The organism is Nonomuraea sp. NPDC059023 (genome assembly GCF_042740095.1).
Lineage (GTDB): Bacteria > Actinomycetota > Actinomycetes > Streptosporangiales > Streptosporangiaceae > Nonomuraea.
In genome coordinates this window covers 44,567-67,991 of record NZ_JBHYIO010000045.1, presented here as the reverse complement: position 1 = coordinate 67,991, position 23,425 = coordinate 44,567, and the positions used below count along the sequence as shown (strand labels likewise).

The 23,425-nt window shown below is 70.4% G+C and carries 24 protein-coding genes; 16 read left to right on the top strand and 8 right to left on the bottom strand.

The annotated features are described in order from the left end of the window. Positions 1-6: 6 nt before the first annotated feature. On the bottom strand, positions 7-1,602 hold the full coding sequence (locus tag ACFWYW_RS49430) for a helix-turn-helix domain-containing protein (RefSeq protein ID WP_379617535.1): 1,596 nt from the start codon (positions 1,600-1,602) through the stop codon (positions 7-9). Positions 1,603-1,718: 116 nt separating this feature from the next. On the opposite strand from ACFWYW_RS49430, the gene ACFWYW_RS49425 reads away from it, so the two are divergent. The 13 genes from ACFWYW_RS49425 to ACFWYW_RS49365 all read left to right on the top strand — a co-directional run bounded on the left by ACFWYW_RS49425 (position 1,719) and on the right by ACFWYW_RS49365 (position 15,068). Further along, positions 1,719-3,572, top strand: a complete 1,854-nt coding sequence (locus ACFWYW_RS49425) for an SIP domain-containing protein (RefSeq protein ID WP_379617533.1) — start codon at positions 1,719-1,721, stop codon at positions 3,570-3,572. Between the two features lie 38 nt (positions 3,573-3,610). After that, a complete protein-coding gene (locus tag ACFWYW_RS49420) occupies positions 3,611-4,609 on the top strand; it encodes an ABC transporter substrate-binding protein (protein WP_379617530.1) in 999 nt (332 codons plus the stop codon). Continuing rightward, a complete protein-coding gene (locus ACFWYW_RS49415; RefSeq protein ID WP_379617528.1) occupies positions 4,606-5,649 on the top strand; it encodes a FecCD family ABC transporter permease in 1,044 nt (347 codons plus the stop codon). Before ACFWYW_RS49420 ends, ACFWYW_RS49415 begins: the two co-directional genes overlap by 4 nt. Further along, positions 5,646-6,704 carry a FecCD family ABC transporter permease gene (locus ACFWYW_RS49410; RefSeq protein ID WP_379617526.1) on the top strand — a complete coding sequence of 353 codons (1,059 nt, stop codon included), beginning with the start codon at positions 5,646-5,648 and terminating at the stop codon, positions 6,702-6,704. The genes ACFWYW_RS49415 and ACFWYW_RS49410 overlap by 4 nt, the downstream gene beginning before the upstream one ends. Continuing rightward, positions 6,701-7,555 (top strand): ABC transporter ATP-binding protein, encoded by an 855-nt coding sequence (locus ACFWYW_RS49405; protein ID WP_379617524.1) that lies wholly within the window; start codon positions 6,701-6,703, stop codon positions 7,553-7,555. Before ACFWYW_RS49410 ends, ACFWYW_RS49405 begins: the two co-directional genes overlap by 4 nt. After that, positions 7,548-8,744: an alpha/beta hydrolase-fold protein gene (locus ACFWYW_RS49400; RefSeq protein ID WP_379617522.1), complete on the top strand. Its 1,197-nt coding sequence runs from the start codon at positions 7,548-7,550 to the stop codon at positions 8,742-8,744. Before ACFWYW_RS49405 ends, ACFWYW_RS49400 begins: the two co-directional genes overlap by 8 nt. Next, positions 8,741-10,492, top strand: coding sequence for an ABC transporter transmembrane domain-containing protein (locus ACFWYW_RS49395; RefSeq protein WP_379617520.1), 1,752 nt, complete (start codon positions 8,741-8,743; stop codon positions 10,490-10,492). The genes ACFWYW_RS49400 and ACFWYW_RS49395 overlap by 4 nt, the downstream gene beginning before the upstream one ends. After that, positions 10,489-12,231: an ABC transporter ATP-binding protein gene (locus tag ACFWYW_RS49390; RefSeq protein ID WP_379617518.1), complete on the top strand. Its 1,743-nt coding sequence runs from the start codon at positions 10,489-10,491 to the stop codon at positions 12,229-12,231. Before ACFWYW_RS49395 ends, ACFWYW_RS49390 begins: the two co-directional genes overlap by 4 nt. 100 nt (positions 12,232-12,331) lie before the next feature. Then, positions 12,332-13,177, top strand: coding sequence for a metallophosphoesterase family protein (locus tag ACFWYW_RS49385; RefSeq protein ID WP_379617516.1), 846 nt, complete (start codon positions 12,332-12,334; stop codon positions 13,175-13,177). 94 nt (positions 13,178-13,271) lie between these two features. Then, positions 13,272-13,406, top strand: a complete 135-nt coding sequence (locus ACFWYW_RS49380; protein WP_379617514.1) for a hypothetical protein — start codon at positions 13,272-13,274, stop codon at positions 13,404-13,406. Positions 13,407-13,555: 149 nt separating this feature from the next. Further along, positions 13,556-13,720, top strand: coding sequence for a hypothetical protein (locus tag ACFWYW_RS49375; protein WP_379617512.1), 165 nt, complete (start codon positions 13,556-13,558; stop codon positions 13,718-13,720). Then, on the top strand, positions 13,717-14,145 hold the full coding sequence (locus ACFWYW_RS49370) for a hypothetical protein (RefSeq protein ID WP_379617510.1): 429 nt from the start codon (positions 13,717-13,719) through the stop codon (positions 14,143-14,145). The genes ACFWYW_RS49375 and ACFWYW_RS49370 overlap by 4 nt, the downstream gene beginning before the upstream one ends. Positions 14,146-14,603: 458 nt before the next feature. Beyond that, positions 14,604-15,068 carry a hypothetical protein gene (locus tag ACFWYW_RS49365; RefSeq protein ID WP_379617508.1) on the top strand — a complete coding sequence of 155 codons (465 nt, stop codon included), beginning with the start codon at positions 14,604-14,606 and terminating at the stop codon, positions 15,066-15,068. Here the strand turns inward: ACFWYW_RS49365 and ACFWYW_RS49360 are convergent. After that, positions 15,046-15,531 (bottom strand): GNAT family N-acetyltransferase, encoded by a 486-nt coding sequence (locus ACFWYW_RS49360; protein WP_379617506.1) that lies wholly within the window; start codon positions 15,529-15,531, stop codon positions 15,046-15,048. The genes ACFWYW_RS49365 and ACFWYW_RS49360 overlap by 23 nt on opposite strands. Positions 15,532-15,545: 14 nt before the next feature. Next, positions 15,546-16,151: a TetR/AcrR family transcriptional regulator gene (locus tag ACFWYW_RS49355; RefSeq protein WP_379617504.1), complete on the bottom strand. Its 606-nt coding sequence runs from the start codon at positions 16,149-16,151 to the stop codon at positions 15,546-15,548. 89 nt (positions 16,152-16,240) lie between these two features. Between ACFWYW_RS49355 and ACFWYW_RS49350 the strand changes: the two genes are divergently transcribed. From ACFWYW_RS49350 to ACFWYW_RS49340, 3 genes are all read left to right on the top strand, one after another. Further along, a complete protein-coding gene (locus ACFWYW_RS49350; protein WP_379617502.1) occupies positions 16,241-16,849 on the top strand; it encodes a DUF2867 domain-containing protein in 609 nt (202 codons plus the stop codon). Positions 16,850-16,919: 70 nt separating this feature from the next. Next, the gene (locus tag ACFWYW_RS49345; RefSeq protein WP_379617500.1) at positions 16,920-17,453 is read left to right on the top strand and encodes a TetR/AcrR family transcriptional regulator; all 534 of its coding nucleotides are present in this window, start codon (positions 16,920-16,922) and stop codon (positions 17,451-17,453) included. After that, entirely contained in the window at positions 17,450-18,019 is a 570-nt protein-coding gene (locus ACFWYW_RS49340; RefSeq protein WP_379617498.1) for a 2'-5' RNA ligase family protein, read from the top strand. The genes ACFWYW_RS49345 and ACFWYW_RS49340 overlap by 4 nt, the downstream gene beginning before the upstream one ends. On the opposite strand, the gene ACFWYW_RS49335 is transcribed toward ACFWYW_RS49340, so the two are convergent. From ACFWYW_RS49335 to ACFWYW_RS49315, 5 genes are read right to left on the bottom strand one after another with little or no spacing between them, the layout of a single operon-like run. After that, positions 17,975-18,898, bottom strand: coding sequence for an ABC transporter ATP-binding protein (locus ACFWYW_RS49335; RefSeq protein ID WP_379617496.1), 924 nt, complete (start codon positions 18,896-18,898; stop codon positions 17,975-17,977). The genes ACFWYW_RS49340 and ACFWYW_RS49335 overlap by 45 nt on opposite strands. Then, on the bottom strand, positions 18,895-19,839 hold the full coding sequence (locus tag ACFWYW_RS49330) for an ABC transporter ATP-binding protein (protein WP_379617494.1): 945 nt from the start codon (positions 19,837-19,839) through the stop codon (positions 18,895-18,897). The genes ACFWYW_RS49335 and ACFWYW_RS49330 overlap by 4 nt, the downstream gene beginning before the upstream one ends. Continuing rightward, complete coding sequence (locus ACFWYW_RS49325) at positions 19,836-20,819, bottom strand: ABC transporter permease (RefSeq protein ID WP_379617492.1); 984 nt, start codon at positions 20,817-20,819, stop codon at positions 19,836-19,838. Before ACFWYW_RS49325 ends, ACFWYW_RS49330 begins: the two co-directional genes overlap by 4 nt. Then, positions 20,816-21,730, bottom strand: coding sequence for an ABC transporter permease (locus tag ACFWYW_RS49320; RefSeq protein WP_379617490.1), 915 nt, complete (start codon positions 21,728-21,730; stop codon positions 20,816-20,818). Before ACFWYW_RS49320 ends, ACFWYW_RS49325 begins: the two co-directional genes overlap by 4 nt. A gap of 2 nt (positions 21,731-21,732) precedes the next feature. After that, the gene (locus tag ACFWYW_RS49315; protein ID WP_379617488.1) at positions 21,733-23,406 is read right to left on the bottom strand and encodes an ABC transporter substrate-binding protein; all 1,674 of its coding nucleotides are present in this window, start codon (positions 23,404-23,406) and stop codon (positions 21,733-21,735) included. Positions 23,407-23,425 lie beyond the last annotated feature (19 nt).

Below are 23,425 nucleotides of genomic sequence, written 5' to 3'. Positions count from 1 at the left end.
ACGGTGCTACTGGTTTCGCTCGGACTCGCGTTGCTGGTAGTCGCGTGGAGACAGTCCATGGAAGCGGGAGAAGGCGGTGCTGAACGTGGGCAGGTGGGCGTATCCGATCCGGCGCGCGACGGCGCTGGGCGGGGCGCCTGCGGCGAGCAGGTCGCGAGCGATGCGCATGCGGGCGGCATAGCGCCAGCGGCCCAGTGTCATTCCTGTCTCGTCGCGGAAGGCACGTTGGATCTCAACGTGGACGTCAAGATCAGACGTCCCGGCAGGCTCGCCTATGCGGCGCAAGCACTCCATCGCGACGGCACGCGCGCGCGGATCGGCGGGCATCGGCACCGACAGCGCCCGCTGCGCGGCGACCTGTTCCGCGAACAGGTCGAGGATGTGGCGGGGGTTGTGGTCGTCGGGACGCAGTCCGGACCTGGCGCTGATCGAGCAGAACATCAAGTAGTCGTCCCACGCGGGCGAGAACCGCACCTGCAGAGGCGCTGCCAGTTGGAGGTCGCCGGTACTCGCGTTGCCCAGCGGCAGGGAGACGGAGTTCTCGCGGAGGCCGGTGACATGCTCCGTTTCCGCGGGGATCCAGGTCGCCACCCCTCGCTCCCTCTCGTAGCGCTGGTCGCCGATGTCCAGGTACCCGCTGCCTCGGTACATCCAGCTGAGGACGTGGATGTCATTGGTGTGGGACGGCGTGCTGGCCGCGGGCAGCATCTCAGGCGCGGCGGGGGTGTCCATCTCGCGCGTCATCCGGATCAGGTCGTCGGTCTGCCGTGCCGCCGCCGCCCGTTGCGTCAGCCCGCCGGCGCCGGGCCGGGCGGAGAGCTCCCGTCCGAACTCGTGGGGGGTCAGCCCGAACCGTCCCTTGAAGGCCCGCGTGAGGCCGTTGCGGCTGGCGAAGCCCACTCGAGCGGCCACCTGGTCCACGTCGTAACCGGCGGCGAGGAACTCCACGGCGGCGCCGAGCCGGCAGAGCAGCCGCCACTGCTCGAACGTGAGGCCGGTGCCGGCGAGAAAGTCACGGCGAAGGGTGCGCGCGCTGGAGAGCACCCGCGACGCCCATTGCTCGACCGTGAGGTCAAGCGCGGGGTCGCGAATCAGTTCCTCGGCGACTGCCCTGGCGCCGTGGGCCCGCGGCATCGCCGGCGAGGTGAACCCCTCTGAGCTCGCCCTGATGGGCGCCGGCGAACGCGAGCCAGGACGCCGGAGGAGCTCCTCGATCGCCTCGGGGGAGTACCCGCGGCCGCTGAACGGAGTGACCTGCAGGTTGAAGAGCTGAATCAACCAGTCCTGCCAGCCCCTGGGAACGGCGAACCACGTCAGTTCCGACAACCCCCGAGCCCCGACGCCGGCATGAGGCCACAGCGGGAAGGCGACAGTGCCTGGCTCGGTGGTGATTTCCCGCTCCGCCCAGCCATCCGCGGGAATCCAGGCGCCTTCGCCGGCCCCGAGGTGGAGTACCGGCCCGCCGTCGAGGCGTACGTGCGCCACGCCAGTGCGAACCCAGAGCAGCAGCGGTCGAACGGACGCATCCGCCGAACCCATCCGCGCGGCCGGAATCGGCGGCGGGTCGCCGGCGCCCGCGACGAACGACGAGGACACCACCACGTCCTAACCATAAGGCAGCCTGCGCACACTATTGTAGGTGAGGTATGCCTAACCTTACCAGCGCATGCCTTCTCGATGATGGCCCTCGAAAACGAGCGGAAAGTTCGGTTCCCCGTATGCCCAAGACCTCGCGCCGGCTCACCGTGCACCCGCCGACCCTGCGTGAGGTCGAGGTGGTCCGGACCGCTGACATCACCCCGGGGATGCGGCGGGTCACGCTGAGCGGCGAACAGTTGCGCGCGTTCACCACCGCCGACGGCTTCGCGCGGCCGGCCTTCGAGTCCTCGGGCTTCGACGACGACCTCGGGTTCTACTTCCTGTACCCAGGTCAGCGCGATCCGGTGCTCCCGGTCCAGGGCGAGGCCAGGCTGATCGTGCCCAGGAATCCCCGGCCGCTGTCGAGGGCCTACACGGTTCGCCGGTGGGACCCCGAGGCCGGCGAGCTGGACGTGGACTTCGTCAAGCACGGGGTGGGGGCGGGAACGACGTGGGCCTATCGCGCCCAGCCGGGTGACCGGATCCACCTCAGCGGCCCGAGCACGTCCAAGGCGTTCCCGGCCGGCGCCGACTGGTGGCTCGTGGCGGGCGACGACACCGCACTTCCCGCGATCGGCCGCCTGCTCGACGAGCTCCCGCCCGACGCCCGCGCGCAGGTGTTCATCGAGATCGCCGAGGACGCCCACCGCCAGGAACTGCGCGAGCTGCCAGGAGTGGACGTGACGTGGCTGGTCCGCCCCGGTGTGACGGCCGGGACCGTGTCGCCGCTCATCGAGGCCGTCCGCGGCGCGGAGTGGTGGCCGGGCCAGATGTTCGCGTGGCTGGCCGGCGAGCACACGGCCGTCCGGGACATCCGCCGGCATCTGATCGAGGACCGTGGCGTGCCCAAGGAGGACGTCGACTTCGCCGGCTACTGGCGCCGCTCCGCGGTCGTCGCCCTGGGGACCGACGGGGCGGTACCCGACCCGGACAGGACGGTCACCCCGTTCCAGAAGCTCCACGACCTGACCGAGCTCGTCGCGCCGATCGCGATCCGCACCGCCGTCGAGCTGGGCGTTCCCGATCTGGTCTCCCGCGGCGTGACCAGCGTGACCGAGCTGGCCGCCAAGGCCGGCGCCGACGAGCGCGCTCTGGGCAAGCTGCTGCGTTACCTGCACACCCTGGACGTGGTGACCGAGACAGAACCAGGTCACTACGCCCTGACGCCGGTCGGTGACGTCCTCACTCTCGAGTTCATCGCCGACCGGCTCCACTCCGCCGGGGTGGTCGGTCGCGAGATGCTCGGGATCCACGGCCTCACGGAGTCGGTCCGCACCGGACGGCCCGCCTACGCCTCGGTCACCGGCCAGACCTTCGCCGACGTACGAGCCGAGCAGGACTACGAGGACCGTCACCTGGAGCGCCTGGCGAAGTTCCAGCCCGCGCTGGCCGAACCGATCGCCACGTCCGATCTGCTGGCCGGAGTCCGGCACCTGGTGATCCACTCCGGTGGCGCCGGCGCCCACGCCCGTGCGTACGTCGCAGCCCACGAGAGCCTGCGCGTGACGATCTGCGCCCTGCCCGCCCAGGCCGACTGGCTGCGCCGCGACCTGCCCGCCACGATTCCCGACGAGCGGCAACGCACGCGGGTCAGCGTGCTGGAGCAGTCCGTCTTCGAGCCCAGCCCGGCGGCCGATGCCGTGCTCGTCAGCCGCGCCTTCAAGACCCTGCCCGACGCCGATGCCGCTCACGCACTCCGCCGGGCGGCCGAGAACCTCGTCCCCGGCGGACGGGTGCTGCTGATCGAGGAGGTCTTCGACACCGGCGACCTCGACGAGCACGACGGCGAGGCCGACCTGATCGGCCTGGTCTGCCACGGCTCCGGCCTTCGCACCGCGGCGGAGCTGGACGCCGTCATCGCCCGCGCCGGCCTCACGCGCAGGTCGGCGCACACCATCGGCCTGGGCGCCACCGTCCACGAGCTCCTCCGCTGACTGAACCCCTCCCCCGGGAAGAAAAGAAGAGAACACCCATGAGCAACATCCCCCTGATGAGGCGCGGCGCGGCCCTCGCCGCCGCGCTGATGAGCGCATCGCTCGTCCTCACCGCCTGCGGCTCTGCCGGCGACAAGGCCGCCCAGACCCCCAGCGTCAAGGCCGCCGAGACCCGCAGCGTCAAGGCCGAGAACGGCACCATCGAGGTTCCCGTCGCCCCCCAGCGGATCGTCACGATCGGCAACACGAACCTCCCTTTCATCGATCTGGGCGGCAAGCCGGTGGGCGTCACCGCGGTGTCCGACTCCGACCTCGCCGTGTTGCCGGCGGAACAGAGGACCGCGTACGAGGCGGCCGAGATCGTCGGCAGCGACGGCGGTGAGGTGGACCTCGAGAAGCTCGCCGGCCTCAAGCCGGACCTCATCCTGGTCCAGTTCCACTCGAATGACTGGGACAAGGTCGGCAAGCGGCTCGAGGCGATCGCCCCGACCGTGCTCTGGGGGCTCGACACCGAGTGGAAGGCCTTCGCCGACGCCATCGCGGAGGCCGGCAACGTGGCGGACGCGCTCGGCCGGCAGAAGGCGGCGTTCAAGGAGAAGGTCACCAAGATCCAGCAGACCTACGGCAAGGTCATCGACGGCACCGCGTTCGTCGACGTCTCCCGCGGAGACTGGAACGATCCCGGGACGTTCTACATCGCGGACATCGGCTGCTCCGAGATCGCCCGGGACGACATCGGCCTCGACCTGCCCGAGGCGGCCGAGGGCAAGGACCCCCTGGCCTACGACTCCTTGCCCTTCGAGCAGATCGGTGAGCTGTCCAAGTACGACGTGATCACCTACCCGGTCGACGCCGAGGGCAAGCCGGCCAAGTCCTTCGTGCCGGTCGTCGAGACCAACACCTGGAAGGCGCTGCCCGCCGTGAGCTCCGGTCGTGCGCTGGGAGTCTTCTGCCCCGGCAACAACTCCTACGGGCCCGTCATCCGGTACCTGGACTCGCTCGACCGCGCACTGGCGACCCTCCCAGCCGAGAAGTGACAGCCCTCGCCCTGCGGCAGGACGGTCCGGGCGCCGGGACGGTGCCCGGACCGCGTCGTCGTCTGCTCGGCCTGGTCGTCGCGCTGGTGGTGCTGGCGGCCCTGCTGGTGCTGAGTGTCATGATCGGCTCGACGGCGATCGCGCCGTCGGTGGTATGGGACGCGCTGTTCCACTCCTCGGCCGGCATCGACCAGTTCGCGATCCGCGACTTCCGGCTGCCGCGCACGATCGTGGGTCTGGTCGTCGGCGTCGCACTCGGTCTGTCGGGCGCGCTGCTCCAGGCCCTCACCCGCAATCCCTTGGCCGATCCGGGCATCCTCGGCGTCCATGCCGGTGCGTCCTTCGCGGTGACGGTCGCCGTGGGCTTGCTCGGCGTCCGCGCCGCCCAGGGCTACATGTGGTTCGCGTTCGCGGGGGCACTGATCGTCACGCTCCTGGTGCTCGCCCTCGGGTCGACCCGGCAGGGCTCCTCGCCGGTGGTCATGGTGCTCGCCGGGGTCTGTGTCAGCGCTGTGCTCGGTGGCGCCAGGGAGGCGCTCCAGCTGACCAACCCGGATGCCTTCGACACGATGCGGTACTGGAACGCCGGGTCGATCGTGGGTCGCCCGCTCGAGGTCGTGTGGCCGATCCTGCCGTTCTTCGCGGTGGCGCTCATCCTGGCCTTCGCGCTGTCGGGCCCGCTCAACGCCCTGGCTCTGGGTGACGAGACGGCGGTCGCCCAAGGGGTCCGGTTGGTACGCACCCGCGTGCTCGCGGTGATCGCACTCACCCTCCTCGCCGGAGGCGCCACCGCGATCGCCGGACCCATCGCATTCGTCGGGCTCATGGTGCCGCACGTGGCCCGCTGGATCGTCGGCCCGCACCAACGCTGGATCTTCGCCTACAGCGTCCTCCTCGCCCCCAGCCTGCTGCTGATCTCCGACATCCTCGGCCGCGTCGTGATGAGACCCGGCGAGATCCCCGTGGGAGTCGTCACCGCCTTCGTCGGCGCTCCCGTTCTCGTCGCACTGGCGCGGCGGAAGAAGGCGAGCGGGCCATGAGCGCGCACCTTCCGCGGGTGGACTTCGGGCGGCGGGTGCTGGTGCTGCGGCGCGGGCGGATCGCGGTACGGCTCCAGTGGCGCTCGGCCGTCGTCTGCGCGGTGCTCGCGATCGCGGTCGCCGGTACGGCGGTGCTCGCGCTGATGACCGGCTCGTACCAGTTGAGTCCCGGGCAGGTGCTCTCCGCGCTGACCGGCCGGGAGACGGGCATCGTCCTCGACATCGTGGTCGAGTGGCGGCTGCCCCGGGTGGTCGCGGCGCTGGTGTTCGGCGCGGCTCTGGGGGTGAGCGGGGCGGTCTTCCAGTCGCTGTTGCGCAACCCTCTCGCCGAACCCGGCATCATCGGGTTCTCCCAAGGCTCCTACACCGGCGCGCTGATCGTGATCCTGGTCGTCAACGGCACCTACGTGCAACTGGTCGGCGGGGCGTTGCTGGGCGGGATGGCCACCGCCGTGGCCGTGTACGTGCTCGCCTACCGACGAGGAGTGCAGGGGTTCCGGCTGATCGTCGTCGGCATCGGCGTCTCGGCCATGCTCGCGTCGCTCAACACCTGGCTGATCATCAAGGCCGACCTGGACCAGGCGATGTCCGCGGCCGCGTGGGGTGCCGGGTCACTCAACGGCGTGTCCTGGGACCAGGTCGTCATCGGCGGCGCCTGCGTCGCCGTACTCCTGCTGCCGGCCGGGATGCTGAGCCGGCCGATGCGGCAGATGGAGCTGGGTGACGACGCGGCCGCCTCGCAAGGGGTACGGGTCTCGCCCGCCCGCCTCGGCCTGATCCTGGTGGGAGTGGCGCTGACGGCGACGGTCACGGCCGCTTCCGGGCCGATCGCGTTCATCTCCCTGGTCGCCCCGCAGATCGCACGCCGGCTCGCCCGTACCGCCGGGATCACCCTCGCCCCCGCGGCCTTCGTCGGCGCGCTGCTGTGCCTGGCGTCGGACTACCTCGCCCAGCACGTCGCCCCCACCCCGCTGCCGGTCGGCGTCATCACCGTCGTACTCGGCGGCGGCTACCTCGGATACCTGCTGTTCACCGAAGCCAGGAGACGCCTATGAGCGCCACCCCGCCCGGCGCCGCGCGCCTCCGTGTCGAGTCGGCGACGATCGGCTACGACAAGCGGACCATCTCCGAGCACCTCTCGGTGGCGATCCCCGACGAGTCGTTCACGGTCATCGTCGGCCCGAACGCGTGCGGCAAGTCCACCCTGCTGCGCGGCCTGTCCCGGCTGCTCAAGCCGTCGGCCGGGCAGGTCGTCCTCGACGGCGCCGACATCAACATCTACAAGACCAAAGAGGTGGCGCGGCGGGTCGGACTGCTGCCGCAGACCTCGATCGCCCCGGACGGGATCACCGTCGCCGACCTGGTGGCCAGGGGACGGTACCCCCACCAGGGGTTCATCCGGCAGTGGACCGAGGACGACGAGCGGGCCGTGCTCAGGGCGATGCACCAGACCTCGGTCACCGACCTGTCCAGGCGCCTGGTGGACGAGCTGTCGGGCGGGCAGCGCCAGCGCGTGTGGGTGGCGATGGCGCTCGCGCAGCACACCGACATCATGCTGCTCGACGAACCGACCACCTTCCTCGACATCACCCACCAGATCGAGATGATGGAACTGTTCACCGACCTGCACCACGTCGGCCACACCCTGGTCGCCGTACTGCACGACCTGAACCATGCCGCCCGCTACGGCACCCACCTGATCGCCATGAAGGACGGCGCCGTGGTCGCCGAGGGCACTCCGGACGAGGTGGTCACGGCCGAGCTGGTCGAGGAGGTGTTCGGTCTGCGCTGCCTGGTGGTGCCCGATCCGGTGGCCGGCAGCCCCCAGGTGGTGCCACTCGGCCGCGAACGAACCCGGCGGAGGTCCGCTGACCACACCGACGTGAAGAGCGCGAGACATGGCTGATCCGATCGTCGAGAAGCTGTCGACCGGTGAGTGGAGCCCGGAACGGTTCAGACGACATCTCGGGGAGACGGGTGCGCCGCTTGTCGAGCGCGTCTCCGCGGACGAGGTGGAGGTGACGTTCGTCGACGAGCCCGGAGACGACATGACGGTCACCCTCTCGGTGGTGATCGGCCCCAGAATCGGCTTCAACCCGATCGACACGGAGTTCGCCTCGGTGGCGGGGACGCCGTTCCACGTTCTCACCCTGCGGATGCGCTCCGACCTGCGCTTCTCGTACGTGCTCGCCCGACGTGGGCCGGCCGGTGAGGGCGTCCGGGTACCGGACCCGTTCAACCCGCCACCGAGGTTCTCGGAGTGCTCGGTGGAGCGATTCTCCGGAGCCTCGGTGGCGGTGCTGCCCGACGCGGCGCCGTTGCCCTGGCTCGATCAGGCCGAAGCGCGGCCGGCCGCGGCAGCGGAAACCGCCGTGCTGGCGAGCGAGATCCTGGGAGACGAACGCCGCATCTGGGTCTCGATGCCCCCCGGAGAGTTCTCGGACGAGAGCGCACTGCCCTTCGTGATCCACCTGGACGGGACGCCGGACCACAGCGCGCCGAGCGTTCGTGACGCCCTGGTCCGGGCGGGACTGATCCGGCCCTGCGTGGTGGTCCTCGTCGATCAGCCCGCACTCCGGCGCGACAAGGAACTGCTCTGCGACCCGGCGTTCTCCCGGATGCTGGTCCAGGAACTGCTGCCGTGGCTCCATCACCGGTATCCGCTCTCGCGGAACCCCGGTGACGTCGCGCTGGCCGGCGAGAGCTTCGGCGGTCTGTGCGCCGGCTGGACGGCGCTCCACCACCCGGCGACGTTCGGCAACGCCATCCTCCAGTCCCCGTCGTGCGGGTACCACCCTGACCTCACGTGGGGCACCGGGGCAGGTGAGCTGCTGCGCCGTACCCCCGTACCGACGCTGATCGCCGACTACCTGGCCGCGGAGACGGCACCGATCCGCATTTTTCACGACGTCGGGGAGCTGGAGGGCTCGAACACCCACAGTCGCTGGCTGGATCACGTGCTCGCCGGGAAGGGCTACGACACTCTCTACAGAGAGTTCGCCGGCGGACACGACTACGCGTGGTGGCGAGGGATCTTCGCCGACGCTCTGCTCTGGTGCTTCCCGCTTGGGAGCCGGGACCGGGGTCAGGTGTGAGGAACTCCTCGCGTTTCTCCGACACCGCGGGACTGGGGCGAGGGCCCCTGACCCGCCGGCTGCCCGTGCTCCTGCTCGATCCCGCCGAGCCGCCCGGCGCCCGGCCGTTCGAGTCCGGGCCGGGGATCACTCCGGGCCGGTTCCTGCTGCGCGTGATCTTCTCGGTGAGGCGGGTCAGCGTTCCCGCGATGCTGCTGGCGATCGTGTGGCAGGTGGGCGAGTCCGCGGTCCCGGTGGTGATGGGACTCGCGATCGACCGGGCCCTGGCGACCGGGGACGGGGGACAGCTGGTCCTGTGGCTCGGCGTGCTGGTGGCCCTCTACGTCGCGCTGACGTCGGCGGCGAGGTTCTCGCTGCGGCTGACCGCCTACGCGGTGCAGATACTGCAGCACCGGCTCCGCGGCACCCTCTCCACGGGCGTCCTGCACCCGGTCGGCGGCACCGCCCGTGCGCCGGACGGCGGCGTGGTCTCAGTGATGACGAACGACGTCGCGCGCCTGTCCAACGCGGTGATCCTGACGATCATCCCGGTCTCGAGGATCACGGCCATCGGATTCATCGCGGCATCGCTGCTGGCGACGCACTGGCTGCTCGGACTCGTGGTGCTGGTCGGGGCGCCGGTCGCTGTCTGGTCGATGGGCGTGCTCAGCGAGCGGCTCTCCCGGGACACCCGCGCGTACCAGGCGCTGCTGGCCTCCACGGTCGGGCAGGCCACGGACCTCGTCGCCGGCTACCGGGTGATCAAAGGGGTGCGTGCCGAGGCCGAGGCGACCAGCCGTTACCGGCAGGCGAGCCAGCAGACCCTCGCCGGCGCCAGGCGCAACGCGGGCCTGCTGGGAAGGTTCCTCGTGGGCTCGGGCGTGGTCAGCGGCACGTTCGTCGCCGCGGTGATGGGGCTGGCGGGCTGGTTCGCCGTGGACGGACAGCTCAGCACCGGCGGGCTGATCACCGCCGTCGGCCTCACCCAGGCACTGCTGCCGCAGATCCAGGCGATCGCGAACATCTCCATCCCCAACCTGGCCGGCGCACGCGCCTCGTCCGCGCGCATCCTCGACGTGCTGCGGGACAACGCCACGACGGCTGGGCCCGATGAGGTGACCCGCGGGGAGGTCACCGCGGTGCCGGAGCTGGACGTGGTCGTGCCGGGCGTCTCCGGGCCCGGCGTGACGATCCGGGTGGAGCCCGGCGAGCTGGTGGGCGTGCGCGCCGGCGACCGGAACGCCGCCCGTGTCGTCGAGGCACTGCTGGACCCGCGGGCCGAAGGAGGGGCCGAGGCGCGGCTCGACGGGATCGCGGCGCGGGAGCTGTCCCCGGTCGAGTACCGCTCCCTGGTCACCGTCGCGCCGCACCGTGCCACCCTGTTCAGCGGCACCCTCCGCGACAACGTCGCCGTGATCGCGGGCGCGCCCGAGCGGGTGGACGCCGCGGTGCGAGCCGCCGCCTGCGACGACTTCGCGGCCGACCTCGACCTCCCGGTCGGCGAGGGCGGCAACCGGCTCTCGGGCGGGCAGCGCCAGCGGGTCGCGCTCGCCCGCGCCCTGGCGAGCGACGCGCCGGTGCTCGTGCTGCACGACCCGGCCACCGCGGTCGACTCGGTCACCGAACACACGATCGCGGGCCGGCTGCGCGGTGTCCGGGCAGGCCGTTCGACGCTGCTGATCGCCTCGACCCCGGCGCTGCTCGCCGCCTGCGACCGCGTCGTCGAGCTGCCTGACGACGTACCCGCGCCCGCGAGGACGGCGCGGTGAGCGGCACCTCCGCCGTCCCCGAGACCCAGGCTTCACATCCCGGGCTGCCGGTCGCGAGCGGCCGCGAGACGATCGGAGAGCTGTGGCGGCTCAGCCACGGTTACCGGCTCCGGCTCGCCGCCACCGGGGTCCTGGGGATCGTCAGTACCGGCGTCGACCTGATCGTTCCCGTGGCGATCGGATTCCTCGTCGACCGCGTGCGGGCCGGCACCGCGGACCTCGCCACCGTGCTGACGGTCACGGTCGTCATGGCGCTCTCGGCAGTCCTCGGTGCCGCGGGCACCGCGCTGACGATCGTGGTCGCCACCCGCGTCTACCACTCCATCCTCGCCGCGCTGCGCGAGCGGCTCGTGGGCCACGCGATGACGCTCCCCCAGCACCTCGTCGAGCGCGCCGGCACCGGAGACCTGATCTCGCGATCCAGCGACGACGTCACCGCGGTCGCCGACGCGGCCCCCGCCGTGATCCCGGCGCTCACCGTCACCGCCTTCACCATCATCGTGTCGCTGGGCGGGCTCGCGGCACTGGAATGGCCCTACGCGGCCGCCTTCGCCGTCGTGCTGCCGGTCTACTTGCTGGCCGTGCGGTGGTACGTGCGCGCCGGACCAGGGGTCTACCGCGCCGAGCGCACGGCGATGAGCGCGCGTGCCCAGCAGATCCTCGAGTCCCAGCGCGGCTACGCCACCGTGCTCGGCTTCGGGCTCGCCGAGCGACGACACCGGGCCGTGATGACGGACTCCTGGCGCGTCGTACGGCAGACGCTACGCGCACGCACCGTGCTGAGCATGCTCAACGCCCGGCTCAACCTCGGGGAGTGCCTGAGCCTGGCCGCCGTACTCGTCGTCGGCTTCGTCCTCATCGACCACGACGCGTCGACCGTCGGCGGCGCCACCACCGCCATGCTGCTCGTGCTACGCCTGCTCGGACCGGTCAACCAGCTGCTGCTGGTCATCGACACCCTCCAGTCCGCCCTCGCATCGCTGAGCCGCATGATCGGGGTCGTCACGATTGCGGGCAGCTCGCCGGATGTCCCCGTGCGGGCCGCGAGCACCGCCGTACAGCTCGACGAGGTCTCGTTCCGTTACGGCGAGGGGCCACGGGTGCTCGACGACATCACCCTCGACATCCCGTCCGGTCAGTGCGTGGCCGTCGTCGGCGTGTCCGGGGCGGGCAAGAGCACGCTCGCCGGCGTGGTCGCCGGCACCCACCTACCCGCGGGCGGGAGGGTGGCTCGCCCCAGCCGTACCGCGATGATCACCCAGGAGGTCCACGTCTTCGCGGGCACCCTGCGCGACAACCTCACCCTCGCCGCACCCGGGGCCACCGACCGCGACCTCCACGCAGCGCTGGTAGCCACCGGCGCCGCATCGATCCTCGATGTTCTGCCCGACCGGTTGAACACCCTGCTGGGTGTCGGCGGACACCCGCTCACCGACGCACAGGCGCAGCAGCTCGCCCTCGCCCGCCTGCTGCTCACCGACGCTGACCTGGTGATCCTCGACGAAGCGACCGCCGAGGCCGGCTCCACCTACGCCGGACAGCTCGACCGTGCCGCTGACGCCGTCCTCGCCGGCCGGACCGCGGTCGTCATCGCGCACCGGCTCTCCCAAGCGGCGACCTGCGACCGGATCATGGTGATGGAGCACGGCCGCATCATCGAGACCGGCACCCACGGAGAACTGGTCGATGCCGGTGGCGTCTACGCCGGGTTGTGGAGGGCCTGGGAGACCGCTCAGTGACAACACCCCGATGCGTCGTCGTCCCTTCGCTGTTGGAAGGAGCGAGCGTGCGGGCGATGCCGTGGATGAGAATGGTGAGCATGTCTGGACGAATGCCCCCATGAAGGCGGGAAATCTGGTCGCGGTGAGCGACCTGCACGTCGCCTATGCCGAGAACCGGCGTTTCGTCGAAGGGTTCGTGCCGGAGCACGAGGACGACTGGCTGATCATCGCCGGTGACGTCGGCGAGCGCGCCGCGGACATCGAGTGGGCGCTCAGCCTGCTGGCCCGCCGGTTCGCCCAGGTCATCTGGGCGCCCGGCAACCACGAGCTGTGGACGCCGAAGGGCGACCCGGTCCAGCTTCGCGGCGACGACAGATATCGCTATCTCGTGCGGATGTGCCGCCGCCTGGGCATCCGTACCCCCGAGGATCCGTACCTGGTCTGGGACGGACCCGGCGGCCCGGTCACCATCGCGCCGCTGTTCGTGCTGTACGACTACTCCTTCCGCGTTCCCGGCGTGAACACGAAGGAGGAGTCGCTGGAGCTGGCCTACGAGAGCGGTGTCGTGTGCACGGACGAGCTGCTGCTGGATCCGGCTCCCTATCCGACCCGGGAGGAATGGTGCTGGGCCCGCGTGGAATGGACGGAGCGCCGCCTGGACGCGTGCGATCCCGATGTCCCGCTCGTGCTCGTCAACCACTATCCGCTGGTACGCCAGCCCACTCGCGTCCTGCGCTATCCGAGGTTCGCCCAGTGGTGCGGGACCGAGCTGACCGCCGGCTGGCACCTCAGGTACCGCACGGCCGTGGTCGTCTACGGCCACCTGCACATCCCGCGCACGACGTACTACGACGGCGTCCGCTTCGAAGAGGTCTCCCTGGGCTATCCACGGGAATGGCGCAGACGCGGTACGGTCCCCCGCCCCGCCCGGCAGGTCCTCGTGGCCCACGAGCTCACGCCATGATCGAGGCGCCGTCGCGAGACGTCCGCTCCGGGTCACTCACATCAGTCCCTCCAGGTAACAGACACACCACCGTGTGCGACGTACCGTCGTGAGCATGGCCAAGGACGAGAAACCGGTGTGCGATACCTGCCTCGGCGCCGGCGGGGAGTGGATGGAGCTCAACGGTACGCGGGACCGGGAACGCACCTGGGTCGCGTGTACGGCCTGCCAAGGCACCGGCAGAGCGTGACCGACCCCATCGAGTGTCCCGAGTGCGGGGGCCGGAAGGGTCAGCGCGTCGGCGGCCTGTTCCTGGGCTGTCGGTTCTGTGGTGGGCTGGGCTGGGTCGGGGGGGACAATGAGCCGGCCGAGCGGGGGGCCGAGCGTCAGGCTCCTCCTTTGCCGCCGGCCTGGCAGCATCGGGTGTGGCAGGACCCCTTCGTGTCCGCCGCCTTCCCCTGCCGGCTCTGTTTCGGGTCGGGGAGCCTCACGCACGTGGACGCGCAGCAGGGGACGCTGATCACCATCGCCTGCGCCTGCGTCGAGGAGGTAAATGAGGTGTGACGCGGCACGCGTACCTCTACCAGCCGATCGACGACGAAGGCGAGCAACTGCCGCCGGAGTCCACGCGGGTGCAGGTGCAGGCCGACGACCCGGCCGAGACCTGGAGCCAGGACGTGCACACCGAGGCGTGGCGGACCGAGCCGGTCAAGACGACCCGGACCAAGAAGGTGCCGCGCAACCACGTGCTGGCCGAGGCCACGGACAAGCACCCGGCCCAGGTGCAGGTGTTCACCGAGGACATCGTGGTCGGCTACTGGACGAAGGTCGCCTTCTCCGGCGCGCTGCCGCAGCGCCGCGTCAACGAACTGCTGGCGCGCGTGCAGAAGCTGCAGGACGCCGTCAAGTTCGCCCGCGAGGAGGCCAACGGCGCCGACATCGTCGACCGGAAGATCGGCGAGAAGGTGTTCTCCTACCTGCTCGGGTAGGAGCCATGAACCCCCTCGCCTGCGTGCGAGGGTGCGCCAGGAGCGCAAGCTGAGGCTGAGGCTGAAGCTGACCAAACGGCCACAGTGAAGGTTCGACACCTTCCCGGGGCACCACGCGTCCCGGTAGCCCAAGAGGTAGAGGCAGCCGATCAAGTTCAGATTCTCGCTCCAGATTCAGCATCGCCGTCGAGCGCCAGATCGACCGAGGTGGACTGTGATGGTTGAGGTGCCGGTTCGAATCCGGCCCGCGGCTCTTCGTGCCGCGGTGGCTCAATGGCAGAGCACACGTCGTAAGGACTGATCCATCCTCTTAAAAGCAGCTGGCGCCGCACATGGCGGCAACTTCTAAGGCCCCCCGGCTTGGGTAGTCCGGGGGGCGCCGGCGTTCGGCGGGGAACGGGGGAGTACGCTGCTTCTCGTCCATACCATACGGTATGGTATGTTTCTGGGAGGTTGTCATGGAGCCGTGGTCGCGTCGCCTGTTCTACGCCGGGGCCGTGCTGATCGGGTTGATCGGCGTGGCGCACCTGCTGATGTTCCATTCGCCGCTCACCGGGCCGCTTCCGGCGGGGGAACGGGCCGTCGCGGATCTTGCGGCGGTCACCGCGAGCCCGATGTTCGAGAACGGGCGCCAGGTCACCGTGCGGGACTTCAACGACGGGACCAGCGCCGAGATGGGGATGCTGGCGATGATGTTCTCGGTCGTGGTGGTCGTCGCCGTCCGTGCGGCGCCGGGGCTCCTGCGGCGTTGGTCGCCTTTCACGCTGGCGTGCACCGCGGTCTCGGGATTCTCGGTGTGGCTGTGCGTCGCGTACTTTCCCGAGCCGCTCATCGTGCTCACCGCGATGTCCACGGTGTGCTTCGGGCTCGTCTTCGCGGCGCCGTTCCGTCCGGCCCCGCTCAGATCGGCCTCGTATAGGTGACCTGCGGGAAGGGCGTGAATCCGAACGACTCGTACAGGGCGCGCGCCGGTGCGTGGAAGTCGTCGCCGCCGGTGCCGATCGAGATCATCTCCACAACCCCGGTGGCCTTGATCTGGTCCAGGGCGTGTTCGAGCAGCGCCCGGCCGAGCCCCAGCCGCCGGTGCGCCGGGTGGACGGCCAGGATGTCGATCTCGCCGTGACGTTCGGATTCCTGTACGGCCCAGCCGGCGAAACCGGCCACCTGGCCGTCGACCAGGGCAGCGGCGGCGAACTTCCCGTTGGCCGGGTCATGGACACCGGCCAGGTGGCGCCGGTAGTCCCCCTTCCAGTCGCCGTGCCGGTTGGCGAAGACGGTTTCGCCGACCACGGGCAGGAAGGAGTCCAGGTAGAACGGCCCGAACACCGTGCAGGCGAGATCTACCAGGGCCGGAAGGTCGGCGGGCTCAACGGGGCGAATTTCCATGGGGAAGGTACCTTTCAACTGTTTCGTCCGGCGGTGAGTGCGAGGGCCGCGTCGAGCAGTGCGGTGGTGAGCGCCGGGAGCCGGTCCGGGGTGCCGTCCAGCAGGAACAGCCAGGCGAAGATGGGTCCGACCACCAGGGCGTTGAGGACGGCCGGGTCGGGCCGCCTGGCGAGCTCGCCGCGCAGCGCCGCGCGGTCGAGGATCTCCTCGAAGGTCTGCCGCTGGGCGCCGACGTACCTGGTGACGAACCGCTGGTGGAGTTCGGGGTCGGCCTGGATGTCGGCCAGCAGGCCGGGGACCGTACCGGGTGGGGCCGAGGCGAAACTGTCCGCGCTCTCGGCCAGCACGGCCGCCAGGTCGGCGCGCAGCGACCCGCGGTCGGACGGCACCGGCAGGAACGCGCCCTCCACGAGCACATCGAAGATCATTTCTTGTTTGCTGGCGTATCGCCGGTAGATCGCCGCCTTCCCCGCTCCGGAACGCGCGGCAACCTCGGCCATCGTGAGCCGCGCGTACCCCGTCTCGGACAGCAGTTCCCGCACGGCGGCGGCGATGGCGTCATCGACGCGGCTGTCCCGGGGCCGGCCCCCGCGGCCGCGGGCTTGCTTTCGATCGGTCATGGATGCATGATACGGGACTAGGAGTTACGGAACTCGCAGTTGCGGAACTTGGAGTCTCGAAGCACCTGGCACCCAGGAAGGAATGACAGATGCGCATCCCGGCAACCGCCCATCTCGCCCAGCCATGGCGGATCCACGAGTTCACCCCCGACTTCCGGGTCGAGGACGTGTGGACCTTCCGCACCCCCGGCGCCGGCCCCGGCGACTTCCCCGTGATGCTCGCCGCGCTCCGGGCCGCCTACGACGCCGGTGGGCAGCCCGCCGTGGTCCGATTCCTGCTCGGGCTGCGCTGGAAGATCGGCGCCCTGTTCGGCTGGGACACGCCCAGGACCGGACTGGGGCACCGGGTCGCCTCGCTGCGCGAGCGGCTGCCGCGTGAGCTGGCCGAGACCGCGGACGGCGTACCCCCGTGCACCGACCCGTTCACGGAGGTGTACTTCCTGGACCGGGAGGCCGCCCGCGAACTGGCGAACAAGACCGTCCACACGATCATGCACCTGAGCTGGCTGCCGACCGGCGACGGCACGTACCACCTGAGGTGCACGGCCCTGGTCAAGCCCAACGGCCTCTTCGGGCGCCTGTACATGGCGGGCATCGCCCCGTTCCGCCACCTGATCGTCTACCCCGCGCTGACCCGGCAGTGGGAACGCGCCTGGCGGGACCGCGCGCGCCTGCTCGCCCGGGAACAAGCCGGTTGATCGAGTTCTTCGGGGTACGGTGCGGCATACCCTAAGGTACGGTCGACGCACGTACCGCAGAAGGAGCTTCGTGGCGAACCGACAGGATTGGCTGGACGCCGGGCTGGTGATCCTCGCCGAGCACGGCGCACCGGGACTGACCATCGAACGGCTGATGGCCCGGCTGGAACTGACCAAGGGCTCTTTCTACCACCATTTCAAGGGCATGCCCGGGTTCAGGACCGCCCTGCTGGAGCACTACGAGGCGACGATGACCACCCGCTACATCGAGACGGCCCTGGCGGGCGACCCGGACCCGGAGGAGAAGATCAAACGCCTGCTGGAACTGGTGGCCAAGGAGCCCACGTCGGACCCGGAGGTCGCGGTCCGCGCCTGGGCGATGCAGGACCAGGACGTCGCCGCCATGCTGCGCAGGGTGGACCACACCCGGATCGAGTTCCTGCGTACGGTGTGGCGGGAACGCTCCGGCGATCCGGCCGCGTCCGAGGTGATGGGCAAGCTGCTCTACCTGATCCTGGTCGGCGCCAACCACATGCTGCCGCCGATCACCGGCCGGGAACTGCGCGCCCTGTACGCCGTGGTGCTCGGCGCGGACTTCGGGTGAGACGGCACCTGTCCATCGCCCTGCGGGGGCCGGCGGCCGAGCGGCTGGAACGGTTGCGGCGGACCTGGGACCCGCGCATGGCCCACGTGGTGCCGGCGCACGTGACCCTCGTGTATCCCGAGGAGACCCTCGACGAGACTCTGCTGCTGAAGCGCGCCGCGTCGCAGGCCGCCGAGCGGCCGCCCTTCCGCCTGCGCTTGGGCGACGTCTTCGCGATGGACGGCGGCGTGTTCGTTCGCGTTCTCGACGTGGACGGCGCCTGGGCGGGCCTGCGCCGCACGCTGCTGCCGCCGCCCATGGCCGCCATGGGCTTCCCGGCCCACGCCACGATCGCCCACCCGCGCACGTCCACGCTGGGTGCGCGGTGCGCCGCCGCGCTCGCGGGGCGTGAACTGGCGGGGGAGTTCAGGGTGACGGAGATTCAGTTCACCGAGGCCGGCGCCGGATCCTTCTCCGTATTGCGCCGGTTCCGTCTCGGCCAGGCGCGCACCGCTTCTGGTCCCGGGTTCGGGGGGCGGGGTTCAGGCCAGGTGGCAGGCGACCTGCCGGCCGTTCACCTCGCGTAACTCGGGCGGGGTCACGCGGCAGCGGTCCTGTGCCAGGTGGCAGCGCGGATGGAAGGAGCAGCCGGGCGGCGGGGCGGCCGGGCTGGGCGGGTCGCCTCTGAGCACGATCCGCTGACCGCTCGCCTCCTCGTCGGGGTCGGGCACGGGGATCGCGGACAGCAACGCCTGGGTGTAGGGGTGGGCGGGTTCGGCGTAGAGCCGTTCGCGGGGGCCGATCTCCACGATCCGGCCCAGGTACATGACCGCCACGCGGGTGCTCACATGGCGTACCACGGCCAGGTCGTGCGCGATGAACAGGTAGGCCAGGCCGAGCTCGGCCTGCAGGTCGGCGAGCAGGTTGACGATCTGGGCCTGGATCGAGACGTCGAGCGCGGAGACGGGCTCGTCGCAGACGATCAGCTTCGGCCGCGACGCCAGCGCGCGGGCGATGCCGATGCGCTGGGCCTGGCCGCCGGAGAACTGGTGGGGGAAGCGGCCGGCGTGCTCGGGCGAGAGCCCCACCCTGGTCAGGAGTTCGGCCGTGCCCGCGTGGTCGAGCAGGCGCCGCGGGCCGGAGATGATCTGGTGGACCGTCTGCCGGGGGTTCAGCGAGGCGAACGGGTCCTGGAAGATCATCTGCATGTCCTTGCGCGAGGACAGGAGATCGCGCCGGCCGGTGTGGGTGATGTCACGCCCGTCCAGGTGGACGCTGCCGGCGGTCGGCTCCAGGAGGCGGACGATGGCCCGCCCGGTGGTGGACTTGCCGCAGCCGGACTCTCCCACCAGCCCCAGCGTCTCACCGGCGGCCAGGTCGAAGCTGACCCCGCTCACGGCCCTGACCTCGGCGCGGCGGCCGGTTTTGAACCCCACCCGCAGGTCGCGGACGGACAGCAAGGTCATGGCTGCGCTCCTTCGAGATGACAGGCGATCATGCGACGGGTGCCGGTCAGCGCCGGGGCCTCTGCCGAGCAGACCGCCATGGCCGAGGGGCAGCGCGGGTGGAACCGGCACCCGGCCGGGAACGCCGGCGGCGAGGGCGGGGCGCCGGGGATCGCCCGGAGCCGGCCCGCCCGGTCCGGGCCCATCCCGGGAATCGATTCCAGCAGCCCCTGGGTGTACGGGTGGCGCGGATCCTTGAAGAGCGGCCTGGCCTCGGCTCGTTCCACCGCGCGCCCGCCGTACATGACCAGGACCTCGTCCGCGACGCGGGCGACCACACCGAGATCATGCGTGATCATGATGACGGCCAGCCTGCGGTCTTCCTGGATCTGTTTGATCAGTTCGAGGATCTGCGCCTGGACGGTCACGTCCAGGGCGGTCGTCGGCTCGTCGGCGATGAGCAGGTCGGGCTCGCAGGCCAGCGCCATCGCGATCATGACCCGCTGGCGCATGCCGCCGGAGAAGCGGTGCGGATGCTCCCCGGCGCGCCGGCGCGGGTCGGGGATGCCGACCTCGGCGAGCATCTCCACCGCCCGCTCGCGCGCGGCCTTTCTGCCGGTACGGCGGTGCAGCCGGTAGGCCTCGGCAATCTGTTCCCCCACCGTGTAGAAGGGGTGCAGCGAGGTCAGCGGATCCTGGAAGATCATCGCCATCCGGGAGCCGCGCAACCGCCGCAACCGCTCGGCGGGCGCGCCGACGAGTTCGTCCCCGTCGAAGACGATCGAGCCGGTCACGGTGGCCGCGCGGTGCAGCCCCATGACGGCCAGCGACGAGACGGACTTGCCGGAACCGGACTCGCCGACGATGCCCAGCGTCCGGCCGCGGTCCACCGACAGCGAGAGGCCGTCGACCACCGTGGTGGCGCCGAAGCTGACGGACAGGCCGGTGACGTCGAGGATCACGAGTACCTCACCCTCGGGTCGATCACGCCGTAGAGCAGGTCCACGGCCAGGTTGGCGAAGGTGACGAAGAACGCCGCCAGCAGCGTGACACCGAGGACCACGGGCTGGTCGGACCTGGCGATCGCGTCGAAGGTCAGCTTGCCCAGCCCCGGCAGCCCGAACATCGTCTCGGTGATCATGGCTCCCGCCAGCAGGCCGCCCAGGTCGATGCCGAAGATGGTGAGGATCGGCGTCATCGTGGCGCGCAGCCCGTGCTTGACCACCACCGTCCGCTCGTGCAGGCCCTTCGCCCGCGCGGTCCTGATGTACGGCTCCGCCATGGTCTCGATCATCGAGGCCCGCGTGAGCCGGATGTACATGGCCGCGTACAGGGCGGCCAGCGCGATCCACGGCAGGATCAGGCTGGTCAGCCAGGCGGCCGGGTCCTCGAGAAGCGGCTGGTAGTCGGGGAAGGGCAGCAGCTCGCCCCGCAGGACCACGACGTACAGCAGAAGCGCGGCGACCAGGTAGACCGGCACGGAGGTGGTCGTCAGCGCCGACAGCACGATCCCGCGGTCCAGCAGCGACCCCTTGCGCAGCGCCGCCACGACGCCGAGCGCCACGCCCGTCACCAGCCACAGGACGGCGGCGCCCGCGGCCAGCGAGGCGCTGACCGCCAGGCGGTCGAGCAGCAGGTCCCAGACCGGGGTGGCGAACTGCCAGGAGTAGCCGAAGCAGGGCGCCGCGCACTCCAGTCCGGTGGTGCCCAGCGTGCGGCCGGTGAAGATGCCGGCCAGATAGGTCGCGAACTGGACGATCACCGACTGGTCCAGGCCCATCGCGTGCCGGACGTCTTGGAGCCGTTCGGCCGTGCAGCTCTTGCCGCAGGCGTCCAGCGCGGGGTCGTCGGGCAGCAGGTAGAAGACGGCGAAGGTGATGGCGCAGATGGCCAGCAGGATGAGGGCCATCGCGCCCAGGCGCCGTAGCGCGTATCCGATCACGCGCTCGCCTCCTTCGGGTCGAAGGCATCGCGCAGGCCGTCGCCGAGCAGGGTGAAGGCGAGCACGGTGAGTCCCAGGAAGAGGCAGGGCACGGCCAGGTACATCGGATCGGTCATGAACCAGCCCCGGGCATTGTTGATCATCTGGCCCCAGGACGGGGTGGGCTGCCTGACGCCGACGCCGAGGAAGCTCAGCGCCGCCTCGGCTCCGATGTAGGCGGGGATGGCCTGGGTGGCGTAGACGAGGAGCGGCGCGCTCAGGCCGGGCAGCACCTCCTTACGCAGGATGTGGCCGGTCATCGCGCCGCCGACCCGGGCGGCCTCGACGTACTCGCTGTGCCGGAGCGTGAGCACCTGGCCGCGGACGATGCGGGCCACCACCGTCCAGCCGAAGATCGCCATGACGGTGACGAGCAGCACGATCCGGTTGATGTCGCGGACCACGGACAGGATCGCGATCATGAAGATCAGGCTGGGGAAGGACATCAGCAGGTCGATGAGCCTGCTGATCACCGTGTCGACCCAGCCGCCGAGGAACCCGGCCAGCATGCCGAGGACGATGCCCGTGATCACGGTGATCACCGTGGCGAGCAGGGCGATGAGCAGTGAGATCTGCCCGCCGTACAGGATTCTGCTGAGCACGTCGCGGCCCGTCACCGGCTCGACGCCGAGCAGATGGTCGGCGCTGACGCCGCCCCACGGGCCGCGGGGGAGTCCGCCGAGGTTGGGGTCCACGGCGGCCTTGTCGAGGGTCTCCGGCGCCCAGCCCGTCCACGCGGTGATCACCGGAGCGAGGACGGCGAGCATGACCAGCGTGCTCGCCAGGACGAGACCGGCCATCGCCGGGCGGTCGGCGCGCAGCCGTGCCAGCGCGATGCTGCCCGGAGAGCGTGGCCGGGCCGCGGTCGCCACGGTCACTTCTTGACGCCGATGACCGCGTAGTCGAGCTGGGCGGCCCAGACCGGATGGTTGACCGCGCCCACGACGTTCTTGCCCACCAGGTAGCCGCGCTTCTCCAGGTAGAGCGGCGCCTGCGGCAGCTGTCGCATGATCTGGGAGTCGAGCTCCTGCCAGGCCTTGTTGGAGGCGTCCTTCTGGAGGATGGCGTAGATGTCGTCGATCTTCTTGTCGATCGCGGCGTCCTTGAAGTGGGCCACGTTGCCGCTGTTGCCCGTCTTCTTGATGCCGCGGCTGTCGAAGAGCGGCGGGAGGAAGCTGGAGCCGTTGGGGTAGTCGGGGCACCAGCCGTAGACGCCCATCTCGTCGGCCTTGGCCTGGTCGCCGAGCAGGTCGTAGTAGACGGAGCCGTCGACCGCGTTGATCTCGACGTCGATGCCGATCTTCTTCAGGCTCTCCTGGATCGCCACCTCGACGTTGTTCGACGAGCCGGTGGTGGCGGTCAGCTTCGCCTTGAGCGGGGTGGCGATCCCGGACTCGGCCAGCAGGGCCTTGGCCTTGGCCACGTCGCCGGCGGGCGGGATGGCGTACACGTCCTGCTTGGCGCCGCCGGTCATGGCGGGCGGCAGGTAGGCGGTGGCGATGTCGGCCATGTTCGGCCCGCCCATCGCGGTCTGCACCGACTCCTTGTCGAGCGCGTAGTGGATCGCCTGGCGCACCTTCGGATCGTCGAAGGGCTTCTTGGTCATGTTGAACACCAGTGTGCTCGTGCAGCCGGTGACGCCGGTGAACAGGCGCTCCTTCGCCCGCGGGTCGGGAAGGATCTTCGACAGGCTCTGCGGTCCCGCCGAGCCCCAGGCCACGGCGGTGGCGTCCTCGCCCGACGCGGCGATCAGGCGGTCGGTGATGGTGTCCTTGTCCTGGCCCTGCTTGACGTGGATCCGGTCGGGTAGCGCGAGCCGTACCGTGTCGGTCCTGGGGTCCCAGTGCTCGTTGCGCACCAGGACGAGCTCCTTGCCGCGGTCATACTTCTCGATCTTGTACGGGCCGGAGGAGAACGGGCGGTTGTCGTACTCGACCTTGGTGTCCTTGGCCGGCGGCACCGGAGAGAAGGTGGTCAGCGTGACCGTGTACGGGAACTCGCCCGCCGGGCGCCTGAGCTTGAAGATGATCGTCTTGTCGTCGGGCGTCTCGACGGAGTCGAGGCTCTTGCCGTCGTAGGGGCCCTTGTAGTCCGTGCCGCCGACGAGCAGCTTCTGCGCGTAGTCCGGCCCGCTGCTGATGTCGGGGGACATCGAGCGCTCGACGTTGTACTTGATGTCGGCGGCCTTGATCGGCGTGCCGTCCTCGTACTTGAGGCCGTCCTTGAGCGTGAACTTCCAGGTCGTGCCGCCGTCGGCGGAGGTGCCCAGGTCGGTGGCGAGGTCGGGAACGATCTCCGAGCTGCCCGCCCTGTACGTGGTCAGCGTGCGATAGATCAGGCGGGTGCCGAACATCATGTCCGGCATGGTCCAGTTCCGCGCGGGATCCAGGTGCCCGAAGTCGCTGATCGCGAGGACGGTGAGCGTTCCGCCCTTCGTGCCGCCCTCTTCGGCGGGCGGGCCGCCGCTCACCTGCTTGACGCCTCCGCAGGCGGCGCATAAGAGGGCCGCGACGGCCAGCAGGCCGAGCTTCTTCGGCATCGATTTCATGATCACTCCGTTGCCTGTG